Origin of the sequence: Enterococcus camelliae (genome assembly GCF_042685105.1) — a bacterium.
GTDB classification, from domain to species: domain Bacteria; phylum Bacillota; class Bacilli; order Lactobacillales; family Enterococcaceae; genus Enterococcus_G; species Enterococcus_G camelliae.
The window spans coordinates 43876-67648 of record NZ_JBHUMO010000013.1; the positions used below are offsets into that span (position 1 = coordinate 43876).

General features: G+C 37.5%; 18 protein-coding genes. 4 read left to right on the forward strand and 14 right to left on the reverse strand.

Annotation, left to right across the window (positions count from 1 at the left end):
* Window positions 1-153: 153 nt before the first annotated feature.
* The 3 genes from ptsP to ACFSR0_RS02590 all read right to left on the reverse strand — a co-directional run bounded on the left by ptsP (window position 154) and on the right by ACFSR0_RS02590 (window position 2490).
* The gene (gene ptsP, locus ACFSR0_RS02580; RefSeq protein WP_379979610.1) at window positions 154-1881 is read right to left on the reverse strand and encodes a phosphoenolpyruvate--protein phosphotransferase; all 1728 of its coding nucleotides are present in this window, start codon (window positions 1879-1881) and stop codon (window positions 154-156) included.
* A complete protein-coding gene (locus ACFSR0_RS02585; protein ID WP_379979612.1) occupies window positions 1881-2147 on the reverse strand; it encodes a phosphocarrier protein HPr in 267 nt (88 codons plus the stop codon). Before ACFSR0_RS02585 ends, ptsP begins: the two co-directional genes overlap by 1 nt.
* Window positions 2148-2304: 157 nt before the next feature.
* Entirely contained in the window at window positions 2305-2490 is a 186-nt protein-coding gene (locus ACFSR0_RS02590; protein WP_379979614.1) for a hypothetical protein, read from the reverse strand.
* A 160-nt stretch (window positions 2491-2650) separates the two neighbouring features.
* Here ACFSR0_RS02590 and ACFSR0_RS02595 point away from each other — a divergent pair, with 160 nt between their 5' ends.
* Together ACFSR0_RS02595 and ACFSR0_RS02600 are read left to right on the forward strand one after the other, a co-directional pair.
* Complete coding sequence (locus ACFSR0_RS02595) at window positions 2651-4873, forward strand: ATP-dependent Clp protease ATP-binding subunit (RefSeq protein WP_379979616.1); 2223 nt, start codon at window positions 2651-2653, stop codon at window positions 4871-4873.
* A 219-nt stretch (window positions 4874-5092) separates the two neighbouring features.
* Window positions 5093-5404 carry a DUF1827 family protein gene (locus ACFSR0_RS02600; protein ID WP_379979618.1) on the forward strand — a complete coding sequence of 104 codons (312 nt, stop codon included), beginning with the start codon at window positions 5093-5095 and terminating at the stop codon, window positions 5402-5404.
* Between the two features lie 68 nt (window positions 5405-5472).
* Here the strand turns inward: ACFSR0_RS02600 and ACFSR0_RS02605 are convergent, their stop codons facing one another.
* The 3 genes from ACFSR0_RS02605 to ACFSR0_RS02615 all read right to left on the reverse strand — a co-directional run bounded on the left by ACFSR0_RS02605 (window position 5473) and on the right by ACFSR0_RS02615 (window position 9769).
* Window positions 5473-7053 (reverse strand): peptide chain release factor 3, encoded by a 1581-nt coding sequence (locus tag ACFSR0_RS02605; RefSeq protein ID WP_379979620.1) that lies wholly within the window; start codon window positions 7051-7053, stop codon window positions 5473-5475.
* Window positions 7054-7183: 130 nt separating this feature from the next.
* Window positions 7184-8560, reverse strand: a complete 1377-nt coding sequence (locus ACFSR0_RS02610) for a hemolysin family protein (RefSeq protein WP_379979622.1) — start codon at window positions 8558-8560, stop codon at window positions 7184-7186.
* A 69-nt stretch (window positions 8561-8629) separates the two neighbouring features.
* Entirely contained in the window at window positions 8630-9769 is a 1140-nt protein-coding gene (locus ACFSR0_RS02615) for an AI-2E family transporter (RefSeq protein WP_379979624.1), read from the reverse strand.
* Between the two features lie 145 nt (window positions 9770-9914).
* Here ACFSR0_RS02615 and ACFSR0_RS02620 point away from each other — a divergent pair, with 145 nt between their 5' ends.
* Window positions 9915-10370 (forward strand): GNAT family N-acetyltransferase, encoded by a 456-nt coding sequence (locus tag ACFSR0_RS02620; RefSeq protein WP_379979626.1) that lies wholly within the window; start codon window positions 9915-9917, stop codon window positions 10368-10370.
* Between the two features lie 42 nt (window positions 10371-10412).
* Here ACFSR0_RS02620 and ntdP read toward each other — a convergent pair whose 3' ends face one another.
* The 3 genes from ntdP to recX form a co-directional block, all read right to left on the reverse strand.
* Window positions 10413-10946 carry a nucleoside tri-diphosphate phosphatase gene (gene ntdP / locus ACFSR0_RS02625; RefSeq protein WP_379979628.1) on the reverse strand — a complete coding sequence of 178 codons (534 nt, stop codon included), beginning with the start codon at window positions 10944-10946 and terminating at the stop codon, window positions 10413-10415.
* Window positions 10947-11046: 100 nt separating this feature from the next.
* Window positions 11047-12207: an A/G-specific adenine glycosylase gene (mutY, locus tag ACFSR0_RS02630; RefSeq protein WP_379979630.1), complete on the reverse strand. Its 1161-nt coding sequence runs from the start codon at window positions 12205-12207 to the stop codon at window positions 11047-11049.
* A complete protein-coding gene (gene recX / locus ACFSR0_RS02635) occupies window positions 12188-12991 on the reverse strand; it encodes a recombination regulator RecX (RefSeq protein WP_379979632.1) in 804 nt (267 codons plus the stop codon). The genes mutY and recX overlap by 20 nt, the downstream gene beginning before the upstream one ends.
* 93 nt (window positions 12992-13084) lie before the next feature.
* Here recX and rlmD point away from each other — a divergent pair, with 93 nt between their 5' ends.
* Window positions 13085-14461, forward strand: coding sequence for a 23S rRNA (uracil(1939)-C(5))-methyltransferase RlmD (gene rlmD, locus ACFSR0_RS02640; RefSeq protein WP_379979634.1), 1377 nt, complete (start codon window positions 13085-13087; stop codon window positions 14459-14461).
* Window positions 14462-14520: 59 nt separating this feature from the next.
* Here the strand turns inward: rlmD and ACFSR0_RS02645 are convergent, their stop codons facing one another.
* The 5 genes from ACFSR0_RS02645 to ACFSR0_RS02665 all read right to left on the reverse strand — a co-directional run bounded on the left by ACFSR0_RS02645 (window position 14521) and on the right by ACFSR0_RS02665 (window position 23755).
* On the reverse strand, window positions 14521-18816 hold the full coding sequence (locus tag ACFSR0_RS02645) for a PolC-type DNA polymerase III (RefSeq protein WP_379979734.1): 4296 nt from the start codon (window positions 18814-18816) through the stop codon (window positions 14521-14523).
* A 163-nt stretch (window positions 18817-18979) separates the two neighbouring features.
* Window positions 18980-20689, reverse strand: a complete 1710-nt coding sequence (locus tag ACFSR0_RS02650) for a proline--tRNA ligase (protein WP_379979636.1) — start codon at window positions 20687-20689, stop codon at window positions 18980-18982.
* A gap of 24 nt (window positions 20690-20713) precedes the next feature.
* A complete protein-coding gene (rseP, locus tag ACFSR0_RS02655) occupies window positions 20714-21979 on the reverse strand; it encodes an RIP metalloprotease RseP (RefSeq protein ID WP_379979638.1) in 1266 nt (421 codons plus the stop codon).
* Between the two features lie 172 nt (window positions 21980-22151).
* Complete coding sequence (locus ACFSR0_RS02660) at window positions 22152-22958, reverse strand: phosphatidate cytidylyltransferase (RefSeq protein WP_379979640.1); 807 nt, start codon at window positions 22956-22958, stop codon at window positions 22152-22154.
* Window positions 22958-23755: an isoprenyl transferase gene (locus tag ACFSR0_RS02665; protein ID WP_379979642.1), complete on the reverse strand. Its 798-nt coding sequence runs from the start codon at window positions 23753-23755 to the stop codon at window positions 22958-22960. The genes ACFSR0_RS02660 and ACFSR0_RS02665 overlap by 1 nt, the downstream gene beginning before the upstream one ends.
* Window positions 23756-23773 lie beyond the last annotated feature (18 nt).

A 23773-nucleotide genomic window follows, 5' to 3' on the forward strand; every position in this document is an offset into this window, starting at 1 on the left:
CTTTCCAATACCATTTTGCTAACTTAAAAAATAACTTTCCAACTAATAGTATAACATAGCTTACTTGTATTCAAACAAATCTTAAGAAGGATTCTTATGCAAAAAAAGCCATGAGGAACGACCTCATGGCTTTTTTGTAGCAATTGATTCTCTTTAACCAACGTATTCTTGAACCAACGCTACAACTTCTTCCATTGTATCGCAATCATTCAATGCGCGGTCTGACAATTCTTGCATTTTTGTGGTGTCTAGTTTTTTCATTAAGCTACGTGTCTTCAAAATAGAAGTTGCACTCATTGAAAATTCATCCAATCCCATTCCAACTAATAATGGAACAGCAATTTGATCACCAGCCATTTCACCACACATACCCGCCCATTTGCCTTCTGCATGAGCAGAATCAACGACATGTTTGATTAGACGTAATATTGATGGGTTATATGGTTGATAGAGATAGGATACTTGTTCGTTCATCCGATCTGCTGCCATGGTGTATTGAATCAAATCATTTGTACCAATACTGAAGAAGTCAACTTCTTTAGCGAATTTGTCCGCAAGAACCGCTGCAGCTGGTATTTCAATCATAATACCAACTTGGATGGAATCAGAAACTGCCACCCCTTCTTCAATAAGTTTTTGTTTTTCTTCATTGTACAATGCTTTTGCAGCACGAAACTCTTTCAGCGTTGCAACCATAGGGAACATAATCCGTAAGTTTCCATGAACAGAAGCCCGCAATAGAGCGCGCAATTGCGTACGGAACATACCGTCACCTAATGAAGACAAACTAATTCTTAGCGCACGGTACCCTAAAAATGGATTCATTTCATGTGATAATTTTAAATATGGTAATTCTTTGTCTCCACCAATGTCCATCGTTCTAACAACAACTGGTTTCCCATTCATACCTTCTAAAACAGCTTTATAGGCCTTGTATTGATCTTCTTCCGTTGGAAAATCTGGAGAATCCATATACAAAAATTCTGTCCGGTACAAACCAACTGCCTCAGCTCCGTTATTATTTACACCGGTTAAATCTTTTGGTGTACCAATATTGGCTGCCAATTCAAAATGTTTGCCATCCGCAGTAATCGTCTTCGCAAGTTTCAACTTTTCCCACTCAGCTTTTTGTGCAGCAAACGCTTCACCTGCTTTGATGAAAGTAGCTTTTTCTTCTTCAGTTGGTTTAACGATTACTTCTCCTGTAATCCCATTTACAGCTATAATATCATTGGCTTTCACTTTGTCTGTAATTTCTTTTGTTCCGACAATCGCAGGGATTTCCAATGAACGCGCCATAATGGCAGAGTGAGACGTACGACCACCAATATCAGTCACAAAAGCTTTAACAAATTGGCGATCCAATTGTGCTGTATCACTTGGAGTCAAATCATGCGCAATAACAACCACTTCTTCATTAATCATTGATGGATTAGGTAGTGTCACTTGCAATAAATGAGCCAAAATTCGTTTTGTTACATCTCTAATATCGGCTGCACGTTCTTGCATATACGCATTGTCATCCATTGCTTCAAACATTGAAATATACATATCTGTCACTTCTTTAAGAGCAGATTCTGCATTAACCTTGTTGTCCACAATATTCTTTTTTATTTGTCCAATTAATTCTGGATCACTTAGTACCATTAAGTGTGCATCAAATACCTGTGCTTCGGCCTCGCCTAAAGTTTTGGCAGCTTTATCACGAATAAATTGCAAATCCTTTGTTGACTTTGCTAAAGCCTCATCTAAACGTTTTTCTTCTCCAGTCGTGTCTTCAACACTGACTTTAGAAAATGATAAATCTGGTTGAACTAATAGGTATGCTTTTGCAACAGCTACTCCATCACTTGCCGCAATTCCTTTTAGCATTTCAACCATTATTCAGATAATCCTTCCTTTTGCATTGTTTCTGCAATTGCTGCAATTGCTTCTGCTTCGTCAGCACCTTCTGCTGTAATGGTTACATCAGAACCTTGACCAACACCAAGAGACATAACACCCATGATTGATTTTAAATTAACTGATTTACCTTTATATTCTAGGTTAACATCAGAGTTAAATTTACTTGCTGTTTGAACCAATAATGTTGCTGGGCGTGCATGGATTCCTGTCTCAGCTACTACATGAAATTCTTTCTTTTCCATAATCAATCAATCTCCTTCATTCAACGAATAATTTTTATTAGAGCGTGCTCTTTTCATCTGAGTTTGTTCAGTTGAAAACAGTTACCCCTTCAATTGTTTAGATTACCATTTTTTCCGGTGTTAGACAACCGTTTTACGATTATATTAGAATTATTCATCATATTTTTGTTGTTTTGTACCGATAAATAATTTGTCCATTCAAACTAGCTTCTCCGACAAAGTTCATTCTGTCTGTTTCTTTTAACCAAATTTCTCTAAAATTGAGAAATTCTTCTCGATTAATGACCAATTCTTCTTGAATGCCATTTTTTACATTTTCAAGTTCTTGCTTGTAATTTCTCATTATTCCCCACTCCTCACACACTAGTTTAACTTTTTTTGTAGTTGAATCCTAGTTTGAAATCAAATTGTTGAAAGTTTCCTTATTTTTTGTATAATAAGCATAAAGGTCAACATTGGTCAATAACCAATGACCTAATTTATATCAGAAAGGTTGTGAGCCCATGCTTTGTCAAAATTGTGGGAAAAATGAAGCAACAATTCATTTATATGCTAATATAGCTGGTCAACGAAAACAAATAGATTATTGTCAAAGTTGTTATCAAAAAATAAAGGCTCAGCAAGAAACAAATACTAATCAAATGATGCAAAAAGACCCTTTTGGTTTTGGCAATTTAGATGATTTCTTTCGTCAAATGTCTCAACAAATGCAAGCACCAAATGATCGTAACCAAACGCCACCAACACAAAATAGTGGTGGAAACAATCATCAACCCCCTCAAAACAATGGATTGCAAGGAATTTTAGGGGAATACGGTATTAACATAACGAAACTTGCCCGAGAAGGAAAAATCGATCCCGTTGTCGGTCGTGACAAAGAAATTGAACGTGTTATCGAAATACTTAATCGACGGACAAAAAATAATCCAGTATTAGTCGGTGAACCCGGTGTTGGTAAGACTGCTGTTGTCGAGGGCTTCGCACAAAAAATAGTCGATGGAGAAGTCCCTCAAAAATTACTAGGTAAGGAAGTTGTCCGGTTAGACGTGGCCTCTCTTGTCCAAGGAACAGGTATTCGAGGACAATTTGAAGAACGTTTACAAAAAATGCTACAAGAAATAAAAACAGCTGGCAATATCATTCTATTTATTGATGAAATCCATGAAATTGTTGGTGCTGGTTCCGCAGGCGATGGCAACCTAGATGCTGGGAATATCTTAAAACCTGCATTAGCCCGAGGTGAAATCCAACTAATTGGCGCGACTACTTTGAACGAGTATCGAATTATTGAAAAAGATGCCGCTCTCGAACGAAGAATGCAACCAGTAAAAGTTAATGAACCATCTGTAGAAGAAACCATTCTCATTTTGAAAGGACTTCAACCACGATACGAAGCCTACCATCACGTGACATATACTGAAGAAGCAATCCGTGCTGCAGCAGAATTATCGAATCGCTACATTCAAGATCGGTATCTACCTGATAAAGCCATTGACTTACTTGATGAAACTGGATCAAAAGAAAATTTGACTATTCAATTTACTGATCCGAAAGTTATTGAACAAAAGTTGCAATATGCTGAAGAGCAGAAAAAAATAGCTTCTCAAGAAGAAGATTTTGAAAAAGCTGCTTATTATCGTGACCAAGTCAGTAAATTACAAAAACTAAAAGAAAAACAAGTTTCTGATGAAGATATACCGGTTATTACAGAAAAAACGATGGAAAATTTAGTCGAACAACGGACAGGTATTCCTGTGGGTGATTTAAAAGAAAAAGAACAAACCCAACTAAAAAATCTAGCCCGAGATATTAAGAAACATGTGATTGGTCAAGATGAAGCAGTTGATAAAGTCACCAAGGCCATTCGTCGAAATCGAATTGGTCTCGGAAAGAAGAACCGCCCGATTGGTTCATTCCTGTTTGTAGGTCCCACTGGCGTTGGTAAAACAGAACTCGCTAAGCAGCTAGCTTTTGAGTTGTTTGGCTCAACCGATTCAATGATCCGTTTTGATATGTCGGAATACATGGAAAAACATAGCGTGTCCAAATTGATTGGTTCACCCCCTGGCTATGTTGGCTATGAAGAAGCTGGCCAATTAACTGAAAAAGTTCGTCGAAATCCATATAGCCTAATTCTTTTGGACGAAATTGAAAAAGCCCATCCAGATGTGTTGCATATGTTTTTACAAATTTTGGACGACGGTCGACTAACTGACGCACAAGGACGGACAGTTAGTTTTAAAGATACGATTATTATCATGACGAGTAACGCTGGAACTGGCCATGTTGAAGCAAACGTAGGTTTTGGTGCAGCGATAAACGGCACGACCAAATCGGTTTTAACTCAGCTGTCGAATTATTTTGTACCAGAGTTTCTAAATCGCTTTGATGGCATTGTCGAATTTAAAACGCTAAGTAAAGAACATCTTCAAACAATTGTTGGCCTAATGATTGATGAAGTGAATGACATGCTAACAACGCAACATCTTCATCTCACTGTACCGTTACCTGTGAGAGAAAAAATCGTTGAATTGGGCTACAATCCTTCAATGGGTGCAAGACCTCTTCGCAGAACCATTCAGGACACACTTGAAGATGGTGTGGCAGAATTTTATCTGGATCATCCCGAAGTTCATGATTTGCAAGCAGTCTTAGATGATGAAAAGCACATTCAAATACAAGCTGAAGCAGAACCAGCATTGGTTGAATCCAAACAAATAGATTAATGCAGAAAGTTTGCACCACGTTTCGACGGGTGTGAACTTTTTTGTTATCGAATACTTATAATTCAAATTTCCTTTAAAAATTTGATCCTCTGACTGACTTTCATTTTTTATGAATAATTCCGTACTTTTTGTGTTTTATACTTTCTATTTCTACTAAAAAAAATTATAATTAGTTATGAAAAGAGAGAAAAAGCTAACTATGATAAAGAAGGTGAGAAAATGAAACTAATTAATGTTACAAATAGCCATTCACGGCTTGTTATGCAACAACTAGAACATACGGATGCTGAATTGGTGAAAGTTTATACTGCAGGAGATATTACTGTTGTTTATACCGTAGCGCCTACCCACTATGAAATTTTACTCGTCAATAAAAAAAGAGCATTGAAAGCAAATGAAGTTCGAGATATTAAAGCATATTTTCTAAAAAAAATACCGAATGAAAATTACGATCCTGCGACTATTAGCATCATTGAAACTCCTGGTTTAGTAGAAATTTCAATTCCTCAAAAAAAAACACTCGCTAACTAAAAAAATCTGAACGATTTCAATAAGAATTACGCCTGTAATTTCTAAATGAATCGTTCAGTTTTTTTAGTTTATAAAAGTGTTTTTAGTTTTACATTTGGGTATTTTTCAACAAACCACCGTTCAGCAAATTGATTTTCAAAAAGAAACAAAGGCTGATCAAAACGATCTTTTGCTAAAATATTTCTACTTGAGCTCATTCTTTCATCCAAATCTTTTGGATCAATCCAACGAGCAATTTTATGTCCCAGCGGTGTCATAATTACCTCAGAACTATATTCATTTTTCATCCGGTACTGGAAGACTTCGAATTGCAATTGTCCCACTGCGCCTAAAATGTATTCATCTGCTAAGTACGTTTTATACAATTGAATGGCTCCTTCTTGTACTAGCTGATGAATGCCTTTATGAAAGGACTTTTGTTTCATAACATTCTTTGCACTGACTTTCATAAATAGCTCAGGCGTAAACGAGGGAAGTTCTTCATAACTGATTTTCAACTTGCCTTCAGTCAGTGTATCACCAATTTGGTAATTTCCGGTATCATAGACCCCGATAATATCACCTGCGACTGCTTCATCAATATTTTCTCGGGCATCTGCCATAAATTGTGTAACATTGCTCAATTTCATTTTTTTGCCAGTTCGTTGCAAAGTGATATCCATTCCTCTTTCAAACGTCCCTGAACAGATACGGACAAAGGCAATCCTGTCTCGATGGGCAGGATTCATATTGGCTTGAATTTTAAAAACAAAACCTGAAAATTCTTCTTCATAAGGGCTAATCATTTTTTCATCAATTGTTTTATGTGCGTGTGGGGCTGGAGCAAATTTTAAAAAGGTCTCCAAAAAGGTTTGAACACCGAAATTTGTCAATGCTGAACCAAAGAAAACTGGTGTTTGATTCCCCTGAGCAATTTTTTCTGGATCAAATGTATCGCCTGCTTCTTTTAGCAGTTCCACTTCATCAAGTACTTGATGATACAAGTTGTTTTCAGTCAGAGGATGTTCTGATGGAAGTTCCCCTTTTTCATCCAATTCTACAAATCGTTGATTAGCAAATTGCTCAGGACGATAAAATTCAATACGATGGTTAAAAATATCATATAGTCCTTCAAGTCCACGGCCCATTCCAATTGGCCAATTCATCGGATAAGATTCAATCGCTAATAACTCTTCCAATTCTTCCAATAATTCCAACGGTTCTCGACCGTCACGATCTAATTTATTAATAAAGGTGAAAATAGGAATGCCTCTTTTTTTAACAACTTGGAACAGTTTTTTGGTCTGTGCTTCGATTCCTTTTGCGCTATCAATGACCATCACGGCACTGTCAACGGCCATTAACGTTCGATAGGTATCCTCTGAGAAATCCTCATGCCCGGGAGTATCCAAAATATTTACCTTTTTATCATCGTAATCAAATTGCATGACTGAACTGGTTACTGAGATCCCCCGTTGTTTTTCAATTTCCATCCAGTCCGATTTTGCAAAATTTCCTGTTTTTTTCCCTTTTACTGTTCCAGCTTGGCGAATGGCTCCACCAAACAACAATAATTGCTCCGTAATTGTTGTCTTCCCAGCATCCGGATGGGAAATGATTGCAAATGTTCGTCGGCTTTCAACTTGTTCTTTTAACTTTTCATTTTTCATATATTTTCACTCTCTTAGAGTACTTGCCCCCTTCAAACTTGTCTAAATTACATAACTGATTTAGTATAGCATGATTTGTCCATTAAAAAAAGAAGAGGTAGCAAATGCCATCTCTCCCCCTATTGAATAATTATCTTCTTGGTTCATCTTCTTCAAATTCTTTTCTAAAAAAGCGTCTTTCTTCCTCGGGCTCCTCATTTTGTTCATGAATTTCACTAAAAACAACCCTAATTTTCAATACTCGACTGCCTTCCATTTCTTCAGAAGTAAGAGTTATATTATCCACTTTAAATGAAAGTTTCTCACCCTCATCAGGAATCGTGCCTAACGCGGTAATTAAATAGCCCGCCATCGTATCCACATCAGACATGTGTAAATTAGTGTCAAAAACTTCATTAAACTCATCGATTAACATTCGACCTTGAATCATATATTCTTGATCATTAATTTTTTCGTATAAATTTTCAACTTCATCGGTTTCGTCATCAATTTCCCCAACAATTTCTTCAAGTAGGTCTTCTAGCGTTACAATACCTACCACCCCACCATACTCGTCAAGTAAAATAGCCATTTGGTTTTGGGTTCGTTTCAATTCATAAAGTAAATCATCAATGAAGACCGTTTCGGGTACAAATAATGGCTCTTGGAGGATTGCTTGTAAATTTAATTTATCAAAGCCTTCTTTGTAAGCTGCTTTTAGTAGATTTTTCGTATGTAACACACCAATTACTTTATCTTTATCCTCATTGTAAACGGGAATTCTTGAAAAGTTTTCTTGTAACACACGGTTTAAAATTTCTGATACTGGATCATTAATGTCAATCATAAATGCGTCTGTGCGTGGAACCATGACTTCGCGTGCTACTTTGGTATCTAATGAAAACACACCTTGCAACATTTCAAGTTCATCGTCCTCAAGCACACCTTCAGTCTCGAGCATATACCGCATTTCATCACGGGTCATTTTTTCATCTACATCATCAAATTTCATTGGTGTAATCTTAGCCAAAAAACTTGTAGAAGCAGATAGCAACCAGACAAAAGGTTTCATTACAACCCCAATAGCCTTTACTACACCTGATGTTGCCAAAGCAATTTCTTCTGATTTGTTTAAAGCGACTCGTTTCGGATAAAGTTCTCCAAATACAATTGAAACATAAGTCAAAACGGTTAGTACAATGAATTTTGCTAGGCTTCGAGCCGCGGTGGTTTCACCTATCAAAGGTGTCAAACGAGCGGTTAGACTCTCTGCTAAGGAAGCCCCAGACAAAATATTAACCAATGTAATTCCCACTTGAATTGTAGACAGGAAATTAGTAGGATTTTCTAATATTTTCAATAATTTCTTGGACTTCACATTACCTTCTTCTGCTTTTTGTTCCACTCGCGTCTTGTTAATTGATACGACAGAAATTTCAGCAGCAGCTAAAAAAGCATTGACCATTGTTAAAACAATCAAAATTAAAAATTGCGCTAAAAGCGACTGACTCTCGGGGTCAGCATTCATAATTTATTCTCTCCTTATATATAAAAAAATAGTAAAAAAAAGCATGGATAAATCCACGCTAAAATGTTATCACAAAGACCCATTATTTGCAACAGAATCCTTCTCTGGCTGTTCTTCTTTGTTTTCTCTCGCTTCAATCAATAACTTATAAAGAAATACAATAATCGTTCGACAAATCGCATAGAAAGGTACCCCTAAGAAGATGCCCAACAGACCTGCTAAATTCCCTGCCACCAATAAGACAATAATAATTGTAAGTGGATGAATAGCTAATGACTTGCCAATAACATTTGGATAAATGATATTGCCATCAAGTTGCTGGACAACTAATACAACAACACAGCACAACAACGCCTTAAACGGATCATTAAAAACTGTTACCATAACGGCAGGCAATAACCCAATATAAGGACCCAAGTAAGGAATTAAATTAGCTAACCCGGCTATGACACCAAATAAAAAGGCATAGTCAACTCCTAAAATTAAATAGCCCAGAAAAGTGAACGTTCCAACAAACAAACATTCAATCGCTTGTCCGCTAATATAATTGGATAAGGTTTTATTCAATTGCCCCAGCAAGTCTGCAACTTGATTGCTTCGTTTCGGTGATAGTACCTTCTCAACATTAGGAACGAACTTGTGACCATCTTTTAACATATAAAAAAGAATGAATGGTACCGTAATAATAATCATTGCTGCATTGGCTATTGTGCTCACAATTGATCCTAAGCTACTTGAAACGCCACTCAAAAACTTTTGTAACAGTGTTCCGTATGAAATATTAAATTTTTCAATTTCATTCATAATATCCACTTTTTTTAACCATTCTGTTCGTGATAATTTGTTTAACCAATCTTCCACATCAGAAGCAAATGAAGGAATGTTCATTGCTAATTGCGCAATCTGATTTACCAAATTAGGGATGACACTAACAACAATTAAAACCAATGCCACCAGTAATAATAAGAAAACGAATATGATAGCCATAATTCGTTTAAAGTGAAAGCGCCCTGTCAAAAGATTAACAACAGGATTTAAAACATAGTACAAGAAACCCGCAATCAATACTGGGATGAATAAAGTGGAGAAAAAAGTACCCACTGGTTGAAAAAGAAAGCCAATCTTACTGAGTACAAAAATAAGAGTCGCTCCAATTAAAATTTCAATTGACCAAAATAGTAAATGCTGTCTTTTTTTTGAATTTATCAACGTATATCCTCCTCTTTTATAGGCTCTATTATATGATATTTTGACATAAAAGAAAATTTTATCGAAATTTTTTCTGCACCGTTCTTCATAAATATGGCAAAAACAATTATACTACTCTTATATTAACAAATATGAGGTGGTCTAAATGATTATTCGCCAAACCAGAGACACGCTTAGCCCTATCTATTTTGATGCGTTAACAATTAGAAAAGAAGTCTTTGTGGATGAACAAAAGGTACCAGTTTCTTTAGAAATTGATCAAGAGGAAGCAAACGCCATCCATTTTGTCCTTTACCGAGAAGATGATCCAATCGCTACGGCTCGAATTCTTAGTAAAACACCAAAATTAGCTAAACTTCAACGTATGGCGGTTCGAAAAACAGCTAGAGGTGCTGGAAATGGTGCTTTTTTAATACGGGCAGTTGAAAAGGTCTGTCAAGAAATGTCCTTCGAAACAATCCAGTTGGGTGCTCAACTCTCAGCTGAAGGCTTTTATCAAACACTCGGTTACACTAGTTATGGCGAACAATTTCTTGATGCAGGCATTCAACATATTTCTATGCAAAAACACATTGCGCCTTTAGAACGAAAAAAAGACTGAAGAATTTTTCTCATCTTCAGTCTTTTTCCATCATAAAGACACTCATCTCTGTGACAATTGCTTATAGCGATTATACCAGATATCAACATACCCTTCGGAAAAAGGCCCTTCCTCATTGTTAATCCAATCAACTAAAATTTTGACATTTTCTTTCAAAATGAAGTCGATATCACGAGGATAGTGCATCATTTTCTTATGTAACTCGTATTCATCGACGTCAAGTAGTCGTTTTTCACCATCAGGAAATACTTTTATATCCAAATCATAATCAATATACTTCAGTGCTTCTTCATCCAAAAGATAAGGTGAAGCAAGATTGCAATAATAGGAAACGCCTTTTTCACGAATCATTGCAATCACATTGAACCAATATTTCTTATGAAAGTACACAATGGCTGGTTCACGTGTAACCCAACGCCTACCATCTGATTCCGTGACCAATGTATGATCATTTAATCCAATCATTGAATATTCGCTAGTCTTCAATACCATGGTATCTCGCCACGTCCGGTGCAAATTGCCATCGTGTTTGTAGCTTTGTATGCTGACAAACTCTCCTTCTTTCGGAACTCGCATAGCAACCCTTCCCTCAGCGAAACATCAACGCAATAGTTTGGTGAAATTCACCAATATCATTATTATTATAACAATAAAAAATTTTTTTGCCTAGCACTATTCATGATTGTTGCCGATTTTTATTCAATTCTTCAACAAGTTTTTGTTGTGGTTTGGGAAAGACATAATTTGGGAAATCTGCCATTTTCACCCAGTTCGCATCGAGCAGTTCATCCGTCCCAACTTGCCGACCATAAAACAAAAGTACATGCCATTTTAAATGACTGAAAACATGCGTAATTTCTCCTAAATGGCGTGTTTGCCAAACAATGTTCCCTTTAAAATAGTCCGCTACTTCAATGGTATCCTCTTCCGCAACCAAACCTAAATCTAATTGTTGCTCTTTTTCTTTTTTGCTCCAGGTAGCTGTTAAATGGCGATACTCACTTTCATTCACCTCTTGCATTGGAAATAACCACATATTCGCTAGCAATCCATTTTCAGGCCGTTTAACAATCGCAAATTCTTTCTGAGAATTCTCGATTGCCGCGGCTATATAATATTGATTTTTGGGTTTCTGCTTTTTTGATTTCACAGGAAATTGATTCGTTTGCTTTGTTTCATATGCGTAACAAACCTGCTTGATTGGGCAACGTTCACATTCAGGAGATGTGGGTGTACAAATACTCGAACCCAAGTCCATAAACGCTTGATTCATCTCTCCAGGTTCTTCAGCTGACAAGATTTGCCGTAAGTAGGAATCAAAAACCTTCCGCGTACTTGCTTTGGCTATGTCATCAGAGAGGCCAAATAAACGGCTGGTTACGCGCATCACATTGCCATCAATCGCTGGTTCAGGTAATCCAAATGCGATACTGGCAATTGCGCCTGTTGTATACGGTCCAATTCCTTTTAAACTAGCAATTTCTTCAACCTTTTGCGGAAACTCCCCTCCGAATGTAGCGACAATTTGTTTCGCTGCCAGTTGCAAATTTCTAGCACGCGAATAGTAACCTAGCCCTTCCCAAATCTTCAATAATTTATCTTCAGGTGCATTGGCTAAATCGTCAATGGTTGGAAATTCTGCCATAAAACGATAATAATAACCGATAACAGTCTCGACCCTCGTTTGTTGAAGCATAATTTCCGATACCCAAATAGCATACGGATCTCGGTACTCTCGCCAAGGTAATTGTCTTTTTTCCCGGTGATACCAAATCAAAAAAGCTTGTTGAAAAGCCAGTATTTTTCTTTCTGACCAATTAAATTTCTTCTGTGTCATCGATACATTCCTTATCTATAAACTCTTGAATCGCATCACTTGCAAATCCCTTTGAATAGAGTGCTTGTTTTACTTTTTGTTTTCTCTTCGTGAATGGTAACCGACTATTTCTGTTCCAAACAAGCATGCCAGCCTTCTCTAGCGCGTTTTTTTCTTCTTGTTCATCGGCTTCAATTGCTAATTGTTCCATAACCTGTTCAATAATTGAGGATTGATAGCCTTTTTGAAGTAAACCTAACCTAATTTTTTGCAAACGCTCACGATGGCTCTTATGGTGAATTTTTTTATTCAACTTTATTGCTGTCTTCAAAGCCAATTCTCTTTCACTTTGTTCATCAAATAAGTGCAATGCTTTTTGGATTATCTCGTCATTGATTCCCTTTTGTTTTAACTTTTGCTGGATTTGCTTTGGCCCTTTATCGGACAAAGAAACTTGCGTACGAATATAACTTTCAGCATAAAAAGCGTCATCAATCACTCGTAAATCGGCTAATCTTTGGATAATTTTTTTTTGCTGCTCACGATTAAACCCCTTTTCTTGCAAAAAGTGGTTCACCTCTTGCACCGTTCGCAATTGATAACTAATATAAGCTAGCGCAAGTTGCAGCCCGCGATCATAGCTTGCTTTATGCCGTAATCTTTCCCATTCAGCTTGATCCAATTCATTTCCCTTTATTAATCGAAATTCAATCAATAAATCTTCGGAAACATCTAGGAACATTTGATTATCAAATTCAATGGTGTATGTCTCTTTCTTTTGTTTCTTCACTTTTGTCACTTTCATGCACCCAACTCCAATCCTTTTCAGTTTACCATATTTTTTTAGCCTAGGCATGTGTGTTACAATTAGTGGAATACATTCGCAAAGGAGTCAGCCATGATACAAGCAGGCATAAAAAAAGGGCAAACCATTCAACTAAAAATTAAGCGTTTAGGAATCAACGGGGAGGGAATTGGTTACTTTCGGAAACAAATATGCTTTATTCCAAATGCACTACCCGGGGAAGAAATTGTCGCACAAGTCACCAATGTTTCTCAAACATTTGCCGAAGGAATCGTCACAAAAATTATTAAAAAAAGTCCTAATCGCATCACTCCGCCTTGTCAGGTTTATGAAGCATGTGGTGGCTGTCAGCTTCAGCACCTTACTTATGAAAAACAATTGCAATTTAAACGAGATTTAGTAAAACAGGCACTACATAAATTTAAACCGGCTGGTTACGTTGATTATGACTTGCGGCCGACAATTGGTATGGACACACCTTGGCATTATCGAAACAAAGCGCAATTTCAACTACGATACTCTGAGAAACATCATCGCATTGAAGCAGGCCTCTATCGGCCAAACAGCCATGAGTTGGTTCCTATTGACAACTGCCTTGTCCAAGAGCCACAAACGCAAAAAGTATTGAATACCACCGTTCAGTTATTAAACAAATACCAAGTACCTATCTACGATGAAAAGAAAAACAGTGGCATTTTTCGAACACTCATGGTTCGTATAGGTATAAAAACCAACGAAGTTCAATTGGTTTTTATCACCAACTCAACTAAATTTCCAGCGAAACAGGCATTAATTAGGGAATTGACCACTCGTCTTCCAAATGTTGTATCGATTATGCAAAATATCCAGAACAAAAAAACATCGCTCGTTATGGGTGATACAACCGTCAACCTATGGGGAAAAGATGCCATTGAGGAACAAATAAATGAAGTCCACTTTGATTTATCCGCTCGTGCTTTTTTTCAATTAAATCCTATTCAGACAAGTATCCTCTATCAAGAAACCATTCGTGCAATGGATTATGATTCCTCTCATAAAATCATTGATGCGTATTGTGGCGTAGGAACAATCGGCTTAAGTGTAGCTTCCCATGTTCAAAGTGTGCGTGGAATGGATACCATTCCCCAAGCAATTGAAGATGCACATAAAAATGCTCAGCGCAAAGGCCTAAGCAATACCTATTATGAGGCTGGCACCGCTGAGTCCCTCATTCCTAAATGGATTAATGAAGGGTATCAAGCTGATTGCATCGTTGTCGATCCACCACGAACAGGACTAGACACCAAGTTGTTGCAGACCTTGTTGAAACATCCAAGCAAACGGTTAGTCTATGTTTCATGCAATGTCTCAACTTTGGCTCGTGACCTAGTTCAACTCTCAAAAGCATATCATATTGACTATTTGCAATCTGTTGATATGTTTCCTCAAACAGCACGCTGCGAAGTTGTCACAAAACTATCAAAAAAATAATTGGAAAAACGATTCGCTCTCCTTCGACTAAACGTCGAAAGTAAGGGAATCGTTTCTTTTTACAGCATATCAAAAAGACTCAATTGATTTTCATCAGGTAAATCCTTTAAGACACCATTATCTGTCATATATTCAATCAAAGTTTTTGAAACTTTTCCTCGATTCGCCAAATCTTCTTTTGACAAGAATGGTCCATCTTTCCGTGCCTCAACGATTTGCTTGGCCACACTTAACCCCAAACTAGGAACGGCTCGAAACGGAGCAATCAAGGTATCTCCATCAATGACAAAGTTTTCAGCATCTGATTTGTATAAATCAATCATCCCAAACTTATACCCTCGTTCTAACATTTCGTTACAAAGCTCTAGAACAGTTAACAGATTCTTTTCTTTAGTTGATGCATCCATCCCCTTATCGTTGATTTCTTTCATCAAGTTTTTAACAGCTTCTTTTCCTTTGCTCATGGCAACCAAGTCAAAGTCGGCTGCTCGAACTGAAAAATAGGCACAATAATACAAAATTGGAAAATAGACTTTGAAGTATGCAACGCGTAAAGCCATTAGGACATATGCTGCAGCATGCGCTTTTGGAAACATATATTTAATTTTTAAACAGGAATCTATATACCACTCGGGAACATTTTGATTACGCATTTCCTCTTGCCAATCATCAGGTATTCCTTTTCCTTTGCGGACACTTTCCATGATTTTAAACGCTAAGCCATCATCTAGCCCAGCATGAATCAGGTAAACCATGATATCATCCCGACAACCAATTACGTTTGCTAAATTCGCTTCTCCCCGCCGAATGAGTTCTTCTGCATTGCCAAGCCAGACATCGGTTCCATGCGATAACCCAGAAATTTGCAGCAATTCCGCAAATGTTGACGGATGCGTCTGTTCCAACATTCCGCGTACAAAACGTGTACCAAACTCAGGAATCCCCAACGTCCCCGTCTTTGAATAAATTGCTTCTTCTGTGACACCCAATACGTCGGTTCCTTCAAAAATTTTCATCACTTCGGGATCATCTGTCGGAATTGTTTTTGGATCAATTCCAGATAAATCCTGTAACATACGAATCACTGTTGGATCATCATGACCTAGAATATCAAGTTTCAAGATATTGTCATGAATCGAGTGAAAGTCAAAATGTGTCGTCTTCCATTCAGAGAGTACATCATCTGCCGGATACTGAATTGGTGTAAAATCATAGACGTCCATATAATCAGGAATAACAATAATTCCGCCTGGGTGCTGACCAGTTGTACGTTTCACTCCAGTTGCTCCCTTGGCCAAACGATCAATTTCCGCTCCACGAAAATGAAGATTATGATCGCGTTCATACCCTTTAACAAAACCATATGCCGTTTTATCTGCAACAGTACCAATTGTTCCCGCCCGATAGACGTATTCTTCTCCAAATAGGACTTTTGTATAATTATGTGCTTCAGGTTGGTATTCCCCTGAAAAGTTCAAATCAATATCAGGAACTTTATCCCCATGGAAACCAAGGAATGTTTCAAACGGGATATCATGGCCGTCTTTCTTTAATCTGGTGCCACATTTAGGACAGTTTTTTTCGGGCATATCAAATCCTGAACCAAATGAGCCATCCTCATAAAATTCAGAATACTGACAATTTGGACAATAATAATGAGGCGCTAGCGGGTTAACCTCCGTGATTCCTGTCATTGTTGCAACAAAACTTGAACCAACAGACCCCCTAGAACCAACTAAATAGCCATCCGCATTACTTTTATGAACGAGTTTTTGAGCAATTAGGTAAATAACTGAAAACCCATTGCCAATGATTGAGTGCAATTCTTTTTCAAGACGTTTTTGGACAATATCTGGCAAAGGGTCTCCATATAATTCTTTTGCACGTTGATAACTTAATTGGGTAATTTCTTCTTCAGAACCAGGAATTTTTGGTGTATATAACTTATCTTTGACCGGCACAACCGTTTCACACGTTTCAACTAATGCATTGGGGTTGATGACTACTACCTCTTTAGCTTTTTGCTCTCCCAAAAAAGCAAACTCGCTTATCATCTCATCAGTCGTTCGAAAATGAACTTTAGGTAAACTATGTCGATTCAAAGGATTCGCCCCACCCATTGAATTGATTAGTATTTTGCGGTAAATACTATCCTCTTCATTTAAATAATGAACGTTTCCCGTTGCGATGACTGGTTTATTCAATTCATCGCCTATTTTAATTAAATTAGCGATGATTTCTTCTAAGTCTGCTTCATTTTTAATGAGTTCTTGCTCAATTAAAGGAGCATAGACTGGTTTAGGCATAATTTCAATATAATCATAAAAACCAGCAAGTTTTTTGGCTGCTTCTACCCCTTTTTGCATCATTGCAACAAAAACTTCTCCCTTATCACAGCCAGAACCAACAATTAGTCCTTCTCGAAGTTTGACTAGCTCTGAACGAGGAATTCTGGGAACTTTATCATGAAAATAAGTTACATTGGACATAGAAATTAGTTTAAATAAATTTTTTAATCCTTTTTGTGTTTGCACTAAAATCGTTGCATGAAAGGGTCTGGCGGCTTTATAGCTGTTTTCCCCGCCAACGTGGCGATTCAGATCTTCGTGAAGAAACATCTCATGGTGTTCCATAGCTTCTTTCACAAAAATCCACGCTAAGTGGCCCGTAGCTTCAGCATCATAGATGGCACGATGGTGTTGTTCCAAATTCACACCAAATTTTTTCGATAGTACTCCCAAACCAAATCGTTTGAATTCTGGATATAGGTATCTGGCCAACTCCAGTGTATCAATAACTGGATTTGTTGCCTCTGGAATACCATATTTACGATAGCTAGTATTTAAAAATCCCATATCAAAAGAAGCATTATGTGCAACCAGAATAGCCCCTTCGGAAAATGCTCGAAATAAACGCAAGACCTCTTCTTCAGATTTTGATCCTCGGACCATTTCATCAGTAATCCCTGTCAAATTAATGGTCGTATTGGATAGCGGATGTCCTGGATCAATAAATTCATCGAATGAAGCTTCAACGTTTCCCTTGTGCATTTTGACAGCTGCTAATTCAATAATAGTGTTGTAAACAGCGGACAAGCCTGTTGTTTCCACATCAAAAACAACATACGTGGCATCAGCTAAGGAGGTGGCCTGCGGATTATAAGCCACTTGTACACCGTCATCAACAATGTTGGCCTCAACGCCGTAAATCATTTTGATACCCGCCTTTTTCGCTGACTGATAGGCATCTGGAAATGATTGAGCCCCTCCATGATCGGTAACTGCAATCGCCTTATGTCCCCACTTCGCTGCTTGAGAAACAAAATCACCAATCTTATTTGTGGCATCCATTTGACTCATATTCGTATGCAAATGCAATTCAACCCGTTTTTCGCCCTCAGGTGCTCGATCGATTCGTTCTTGATGAGTAACCTCTGCTATGTCTTGTGCATTCATCACTAAATCACGCATAAACGTGTCTTCTTGGATACTTCCTCGGACTTTTAACCATTTACCCGTTTGAATTGCATCGAAAATTTGTTCATCTTTTTCCCCACTAGAGAATTTTTTTACGATAAATGACGATGTGTAGTCAGTAATTTTTAAAATTAAAATTTTTCGTTTTGAGCGAAGTTCCCGCACTTCGGTGTCAAAAACGTACCCTTCAATCGTAATTCTACGTTCCTCTTCAAGGATGTTGCCCATCGGCGTAATTGGCTCATCTTTTGGAATATTTCTCCCCATCGCAATTGGTCCACTAAAAGCAGCCGCACCATTGTCTACTGACTTTGCTTTTTGTTCATGCAGTGCAACTGCCTCAGCTGCTTGCTTCATGAATAACTCTTGTTGATTTTTCTTTCTTTCTTCGTGTTCTTCCAAATTTTGCAAGGCTTGCGTTTGATCAAATTCAGCGGAAAAACGTAATTTTGGAAAACCAACGTCATGAAGTAACGTGCTGAGTTCTGGAAAATAGTGTTGTGTTAACATCGATATCGCAGATTGATTCGCTATTTTCACAATTACCTTACCATTGACAATTGTGGGGATACAATCCTTCACAAGTTGCTGAATAAATGGCGTTGCAAATGGTTGTGACTCATTAAAAAATTCCCAATAATCCATTAGGAAAGCTTGCGTGTAGTCTTGATTCAAAGTTTCAATATGTACTTCAATCGATGCAATCTGTTTAAAAGACAATTCAAGATGTTGAAGAAATACTTGATAGAGATCAATCGGTAAAATTTCCTCGAATAATAGATGAAATGTCCATTTTCTTGACTCCGTATGTACGAAAACTTGTTTTAACTGTCCATTTTGAATTAATGGATGTTGTTTGATCATTTCTGGTAACTTCATTTGTTCCAGAAGAATCTCGTATTTTTCTTTTTGATCCTTCAAAAAGTATTCCTCCTTGCTTTTCCAATCAAAAACTCTTTCTAAACTATACCATTTTTTGGGCTGGATGGTTCATTTGACGAAAAAAAGTTACCGAATATGTTTGACATATTCGACAACTCTTTTATTCATTCGTTTGATTTAAAATAGCCAATGTAGCGACTAGTTCTGCTTTTCTGACCTCTATTGAATCACCAGATTGATGCAATTTCATTTCAACAATTCCTTCTGAGGCTTTTTTCCCTATTGTAATTCGAATGGGACATCCGATTAAATCCGCATCAGCAAATTTTACACCCACTCGTTCCTTACGATCATCCAAAAGTACCTCATATCCAGCTTCTTCCATTGCTATCATCATTTCATCTGCCAATTGTTGCTGATTGTTTTCCTGATAATCAACTGGGATGATATGGGCATCAAAAGGTGCGATTCTATTTGGCCATTGAATTTTTTTATCGTCACAATGCTGTTCAACAATTAGCGAAAGTAAGCGACTTACACCTAATCCACAATACCCAATACGTAAAGGTGTTTCCTTGCCATTTTCATTTACGAAATAGGCAGATAAGGATTGGCTATACTTTTCTGACATTGTCATAAAATGGCCAATTTTTATTCCTTGCTCAATATGAAGGACCCCTTCTCCATCGGGTGCTTCCTCACCGTCTTGTACCAGATGGAAGTCATCAAAATATGCAACTGTAAAATCTCGATTGAGGTTCGCATTTTTATAATGGAACCCTTCTTCATTGCCACCACACAACATATTTACGAGGTCTTTCACATAGTAATCGGCAATCACTCGAACACCTTCTGGTAAGTGGATGGGCCCAATTGACTCAAAGCCGGTAGCAAAATATGCACGGCACTCCTCTTCGGTTGCAGGGGAAACCACTTTATCTTGGAAATGTTTTTTTACTTTTTCACCATTCAATTCATGATCGCCACGAATCAGTATTAGTGTAGGCTGGTGATCAATAAAGAAAAAGTAAGATTTAACTATTTGCGAAGAAGGTACCTCACCAAAGGCTGCAAGTGATTCCATTGATTTTATTTCTTTGGTTGCAATTTTTTCTAGTTCTAAGGGTACAGCATGTGATTTTTTCCCTTGATACTTGGAAACTGCCACATCACGATTGGCTGCATAACCACCAGTATTGGATAAACAAATTTGTGTATCACCGAATGGACATGACACAACGATCTCTTTGATAGATTCGACACCAAACCGATTGTCATTCCCATGAACAACATGATAAGTTAAGCCAACAGCTGCCAAAATTTTTTTGATACTTGCTTCAAATTCGCTAAAAGCGATGCTTAACTGATTACTATCCGCATGAAATGAGTAAAAATCAGTCATCAAAAACTCACGACTATACATTAAACCGAACTTTGGCTTTTTTTCGTCTCGATATTTCATTTGAACCTGATACAACTTCATCGGTAATCTTTTATACGACTGCACTTCATTCTTAATTAATTCTATAAAGGCCTTCTCATGTGACGGAGCTAACATATACTTGCGATGCATACGATCACTGACAGAAAAAAGTGAAGAAGAAGACATTCTTCGACACGTCTCATCTTGCCAATAATCCATCGGTAAAAGGTTAGGCATTTGCATCTTATTGGCCCCTATTCTATCCAACTCTTCATTAATAACCGATGTCACTTTTTTGATAACTCTTTGAGCAAGAGGCAAGTAGGCGTATACCCCCGTTGCAATCTGTCTTATATAGCCAGCCCTAACCAAAAGCTGATGACTTCGTACACCTGCCTCACTAGGCGTTTCCCTTAAAGTAGGAACAAATAAGTGTGATTGTTTCATTTTTTTCTCCTTTTTTTCTACCCATTAAAAGAAAAATCGTTGTATATCATTCCAAGTAACCAGAATCATTAATAACATCATGAAACCAAAACCAATCAAGGTGATTAGCCCTTCTTTTTCTTGACTCAAAGGTTTGCCCCGCACCCCTTCAATCACATTCAACACTAATTTGCCTCCATCCAATGCAGGAATTGGCAATAAATTAAATATTCCTAAATTCATTGAAATCATTGCCATGACACCAATAATTGTTGTCCATCCCTGGTTAGCTGCCTGTGAAGATATTTGATAAATTGCCACAGGTCCACCAAGTTTATCCAGACTGAAACTTCTCAATAATGAACCTAATGCCACCAATATTTGTAAAAAACTATTGATACTCATGGTGAATGCTCCCACGAATTTATCAATTATCCCCGTTTTCATGGGTACGCCTACTCCAATTTGATAGATAGTTTGTCCCTGAACCGTCTTTTTCTTCGGAGTAATATCAACGGTTTCTGATTGTTGGTTTCTCTGGTAAACAACAGTTAAGTTATTTGCCCCATTCTTTTGTATCGTTTCAGTTAGTTCGGACCAATTTGTTACTTGCTCATTATTGATTTTTTTTATTGTATCTCCAGCTTTTAAACCTGCCAAGGCTGCTGGGCTATCAGCAGATACGCTACTTATTTTGGTTGAGTGAATATCCTGCACCCCACCTTGCATGAGAATGAGAATGAAGAATAATACAACAGCAAGAATAAAATTGTTCATTGGACCTGCAAAATTTGTTAGCATACGTTGCCAAAGTTTTGCTGATTGAAATTGAACATCACGCGGTGCGATTCGAATTTCTGTCCCATCTTCTTCGATAATTGTTGCTACAGGAGACACTTTGAATACTTGTTCTTCGGATTCTTGACCATTTACATATCCTTTGATGATTAAATCATCCACCAAATTTTGAGCGGTTAGCTCTACAGGAATGCCATTTGTCAATTGAATCTTTTTGCTTTTGTTTATTTTTATGACTTCATTTTGACTATTAACCAATAGTTGTAAAAACATACCTGGTTTTAAATCTTCTTCTTCCTCAAAACCAGCCATTCGGACATAACCACCCAAAGGTAAAATTCTCACTGTGTACGTCGTGCCATCTTTTCCTTGATGAGAAAAAATTTTTGGTCCCATCCCAATCGCAAATTCTCGGACCAAGATACCTGCCCGCTTGGCAAAATAAAAATGGCCAAACTCATGCACAACAACAACGATTGAAAATATAAAAAGAAACACCAAAAGTGCTTTCATCTAGTATCCTCTCTTTCTTGACTCTATTCCAAATCCTATTCATTCTATTTTATCATACAAAAAAAGAATCTCAATCAAACCTCATTTTTGTAACAATAATTTAAAATAATCCCCACAAAAAACCCCCAACCGCCTTATTCTTATCAAGCAATTGGGGGTGACTCACCACTATCTAAAAAATGCCGAGAAGGTACATCATTGGGAAAACAAAAATCATACTATCAAAACGATCTAAAATCCCACCATGACCTGGCAAAATTTTTCCTGAGTCTTTAACTTGAAAATGTCGCTTGATAGCCGATTCAACTAAATCACCAAATTGACCAATCACAGATAGAACAATTGTTAAAACCACCATGATAAAATAGTTGTGCCCAAAGTATATTTTGGCTGGGAAAACGAGTAGATAAATCATTGCAATAACTAATGCACAAGCTACACCACCCAGTGCACCTTCAATTGTCTTATTGGGTGAAATTTCTGGCCAGAGTTTTCTTTTACCATATTGTCTGCCAATCATATAAGCCCCAATGTCAGTTGCCCAGACAACAAATAATCCAAAGAATAACACTACCACACTGGAAGATCTAGCTAAAGCAAAGGATTCAAATCCGACTCCTGCGTAAAGCATTGCAAGAACTGGAAAAGCCGCCTCCTCAATTGTGTACGTATTTTTTGAAACAACCGACAAACCCAAAAAAAGCATAATAACAAAATAGACCAATGCATACTTCGATGTGGTTGTTGCTAAAAAACCAAACCACGGATTTTTCGGTAAGACTAGCAACACTGAGCCAATGATGGCCAGTGCCCCCTCAATACTAAGGATGGTCAACTGCTTCATTCGAAACAATTCATAGACACCCACGACAGCAAAAGCTGCTGCCATGATATTCACTGCTTGACCACCAAAATCAAAAAAGACAATCGGTAAAAAAAGTGCTAAAGCGATAACCGCAGTGATAACACGTTGTCTCATTATTTTTCCCCCTCTTCTTTCACTGATCCAAATCTACGATCTCGCTGTTGGTATGTTGCAATCGATTCTTCTAGCAACTTTTCATCAAAATCTGGCCAAAAAGCCCTGGTAAAAAAGAATTCAGCATACGCAATTTGCCATAAAAGAAAATTACTTATTCGCTCTTCGCCACTTGTTCGAATAACTAAAGCTGGGTCTCTTAATTGCGGTGGTAAAAAACCAGTCATCAAATGATTCGCTAAAACTTCTTCATCAATCGTTTCAACTGGCAATTGATTGGATTTGACTTCATTGGCAATCTCCTGAACAGCCGTAACGATCTCCGCTCTACTCCCATAGTTTAAAGCAAAGTTTAAAATCATTCCTGTGTTCATTTTGGTTTGCTCCATAGCCCGTTCGACTGCTTTTTGAGTATGCGCAGGTAAGTGTTCTTTGTAGCCCATAACGTGAACTTTAACATTTTCTTTGATAAGTTCTGGAACGAATTTATCAAAAAAATCAACTGGTAATTGCATCAAAAAATCGACTTCTTCTGTTGGCCTTTTCCAATTTTCAGTTGAAAAAGCATAGAGCGTAAGAACTTTCACTCCTAATTTTGACGCATGCTTCGTGATTTTTTTTACCGTTTCCATTCCTTCTTTATGACCAGCAACCCTTGGCAAACGACGATTTTGTGCCCATCTACCATTCCCATCCATAATAATCGCAATGTGTTCAGGGACCGGCAATTCTGGATGAAACTCATGTAATTTTTCTTCTTCTAAATATTTTTTCTTTTCTGGAAAAAAACGTAACATATTCCTCGCTCCAATCAT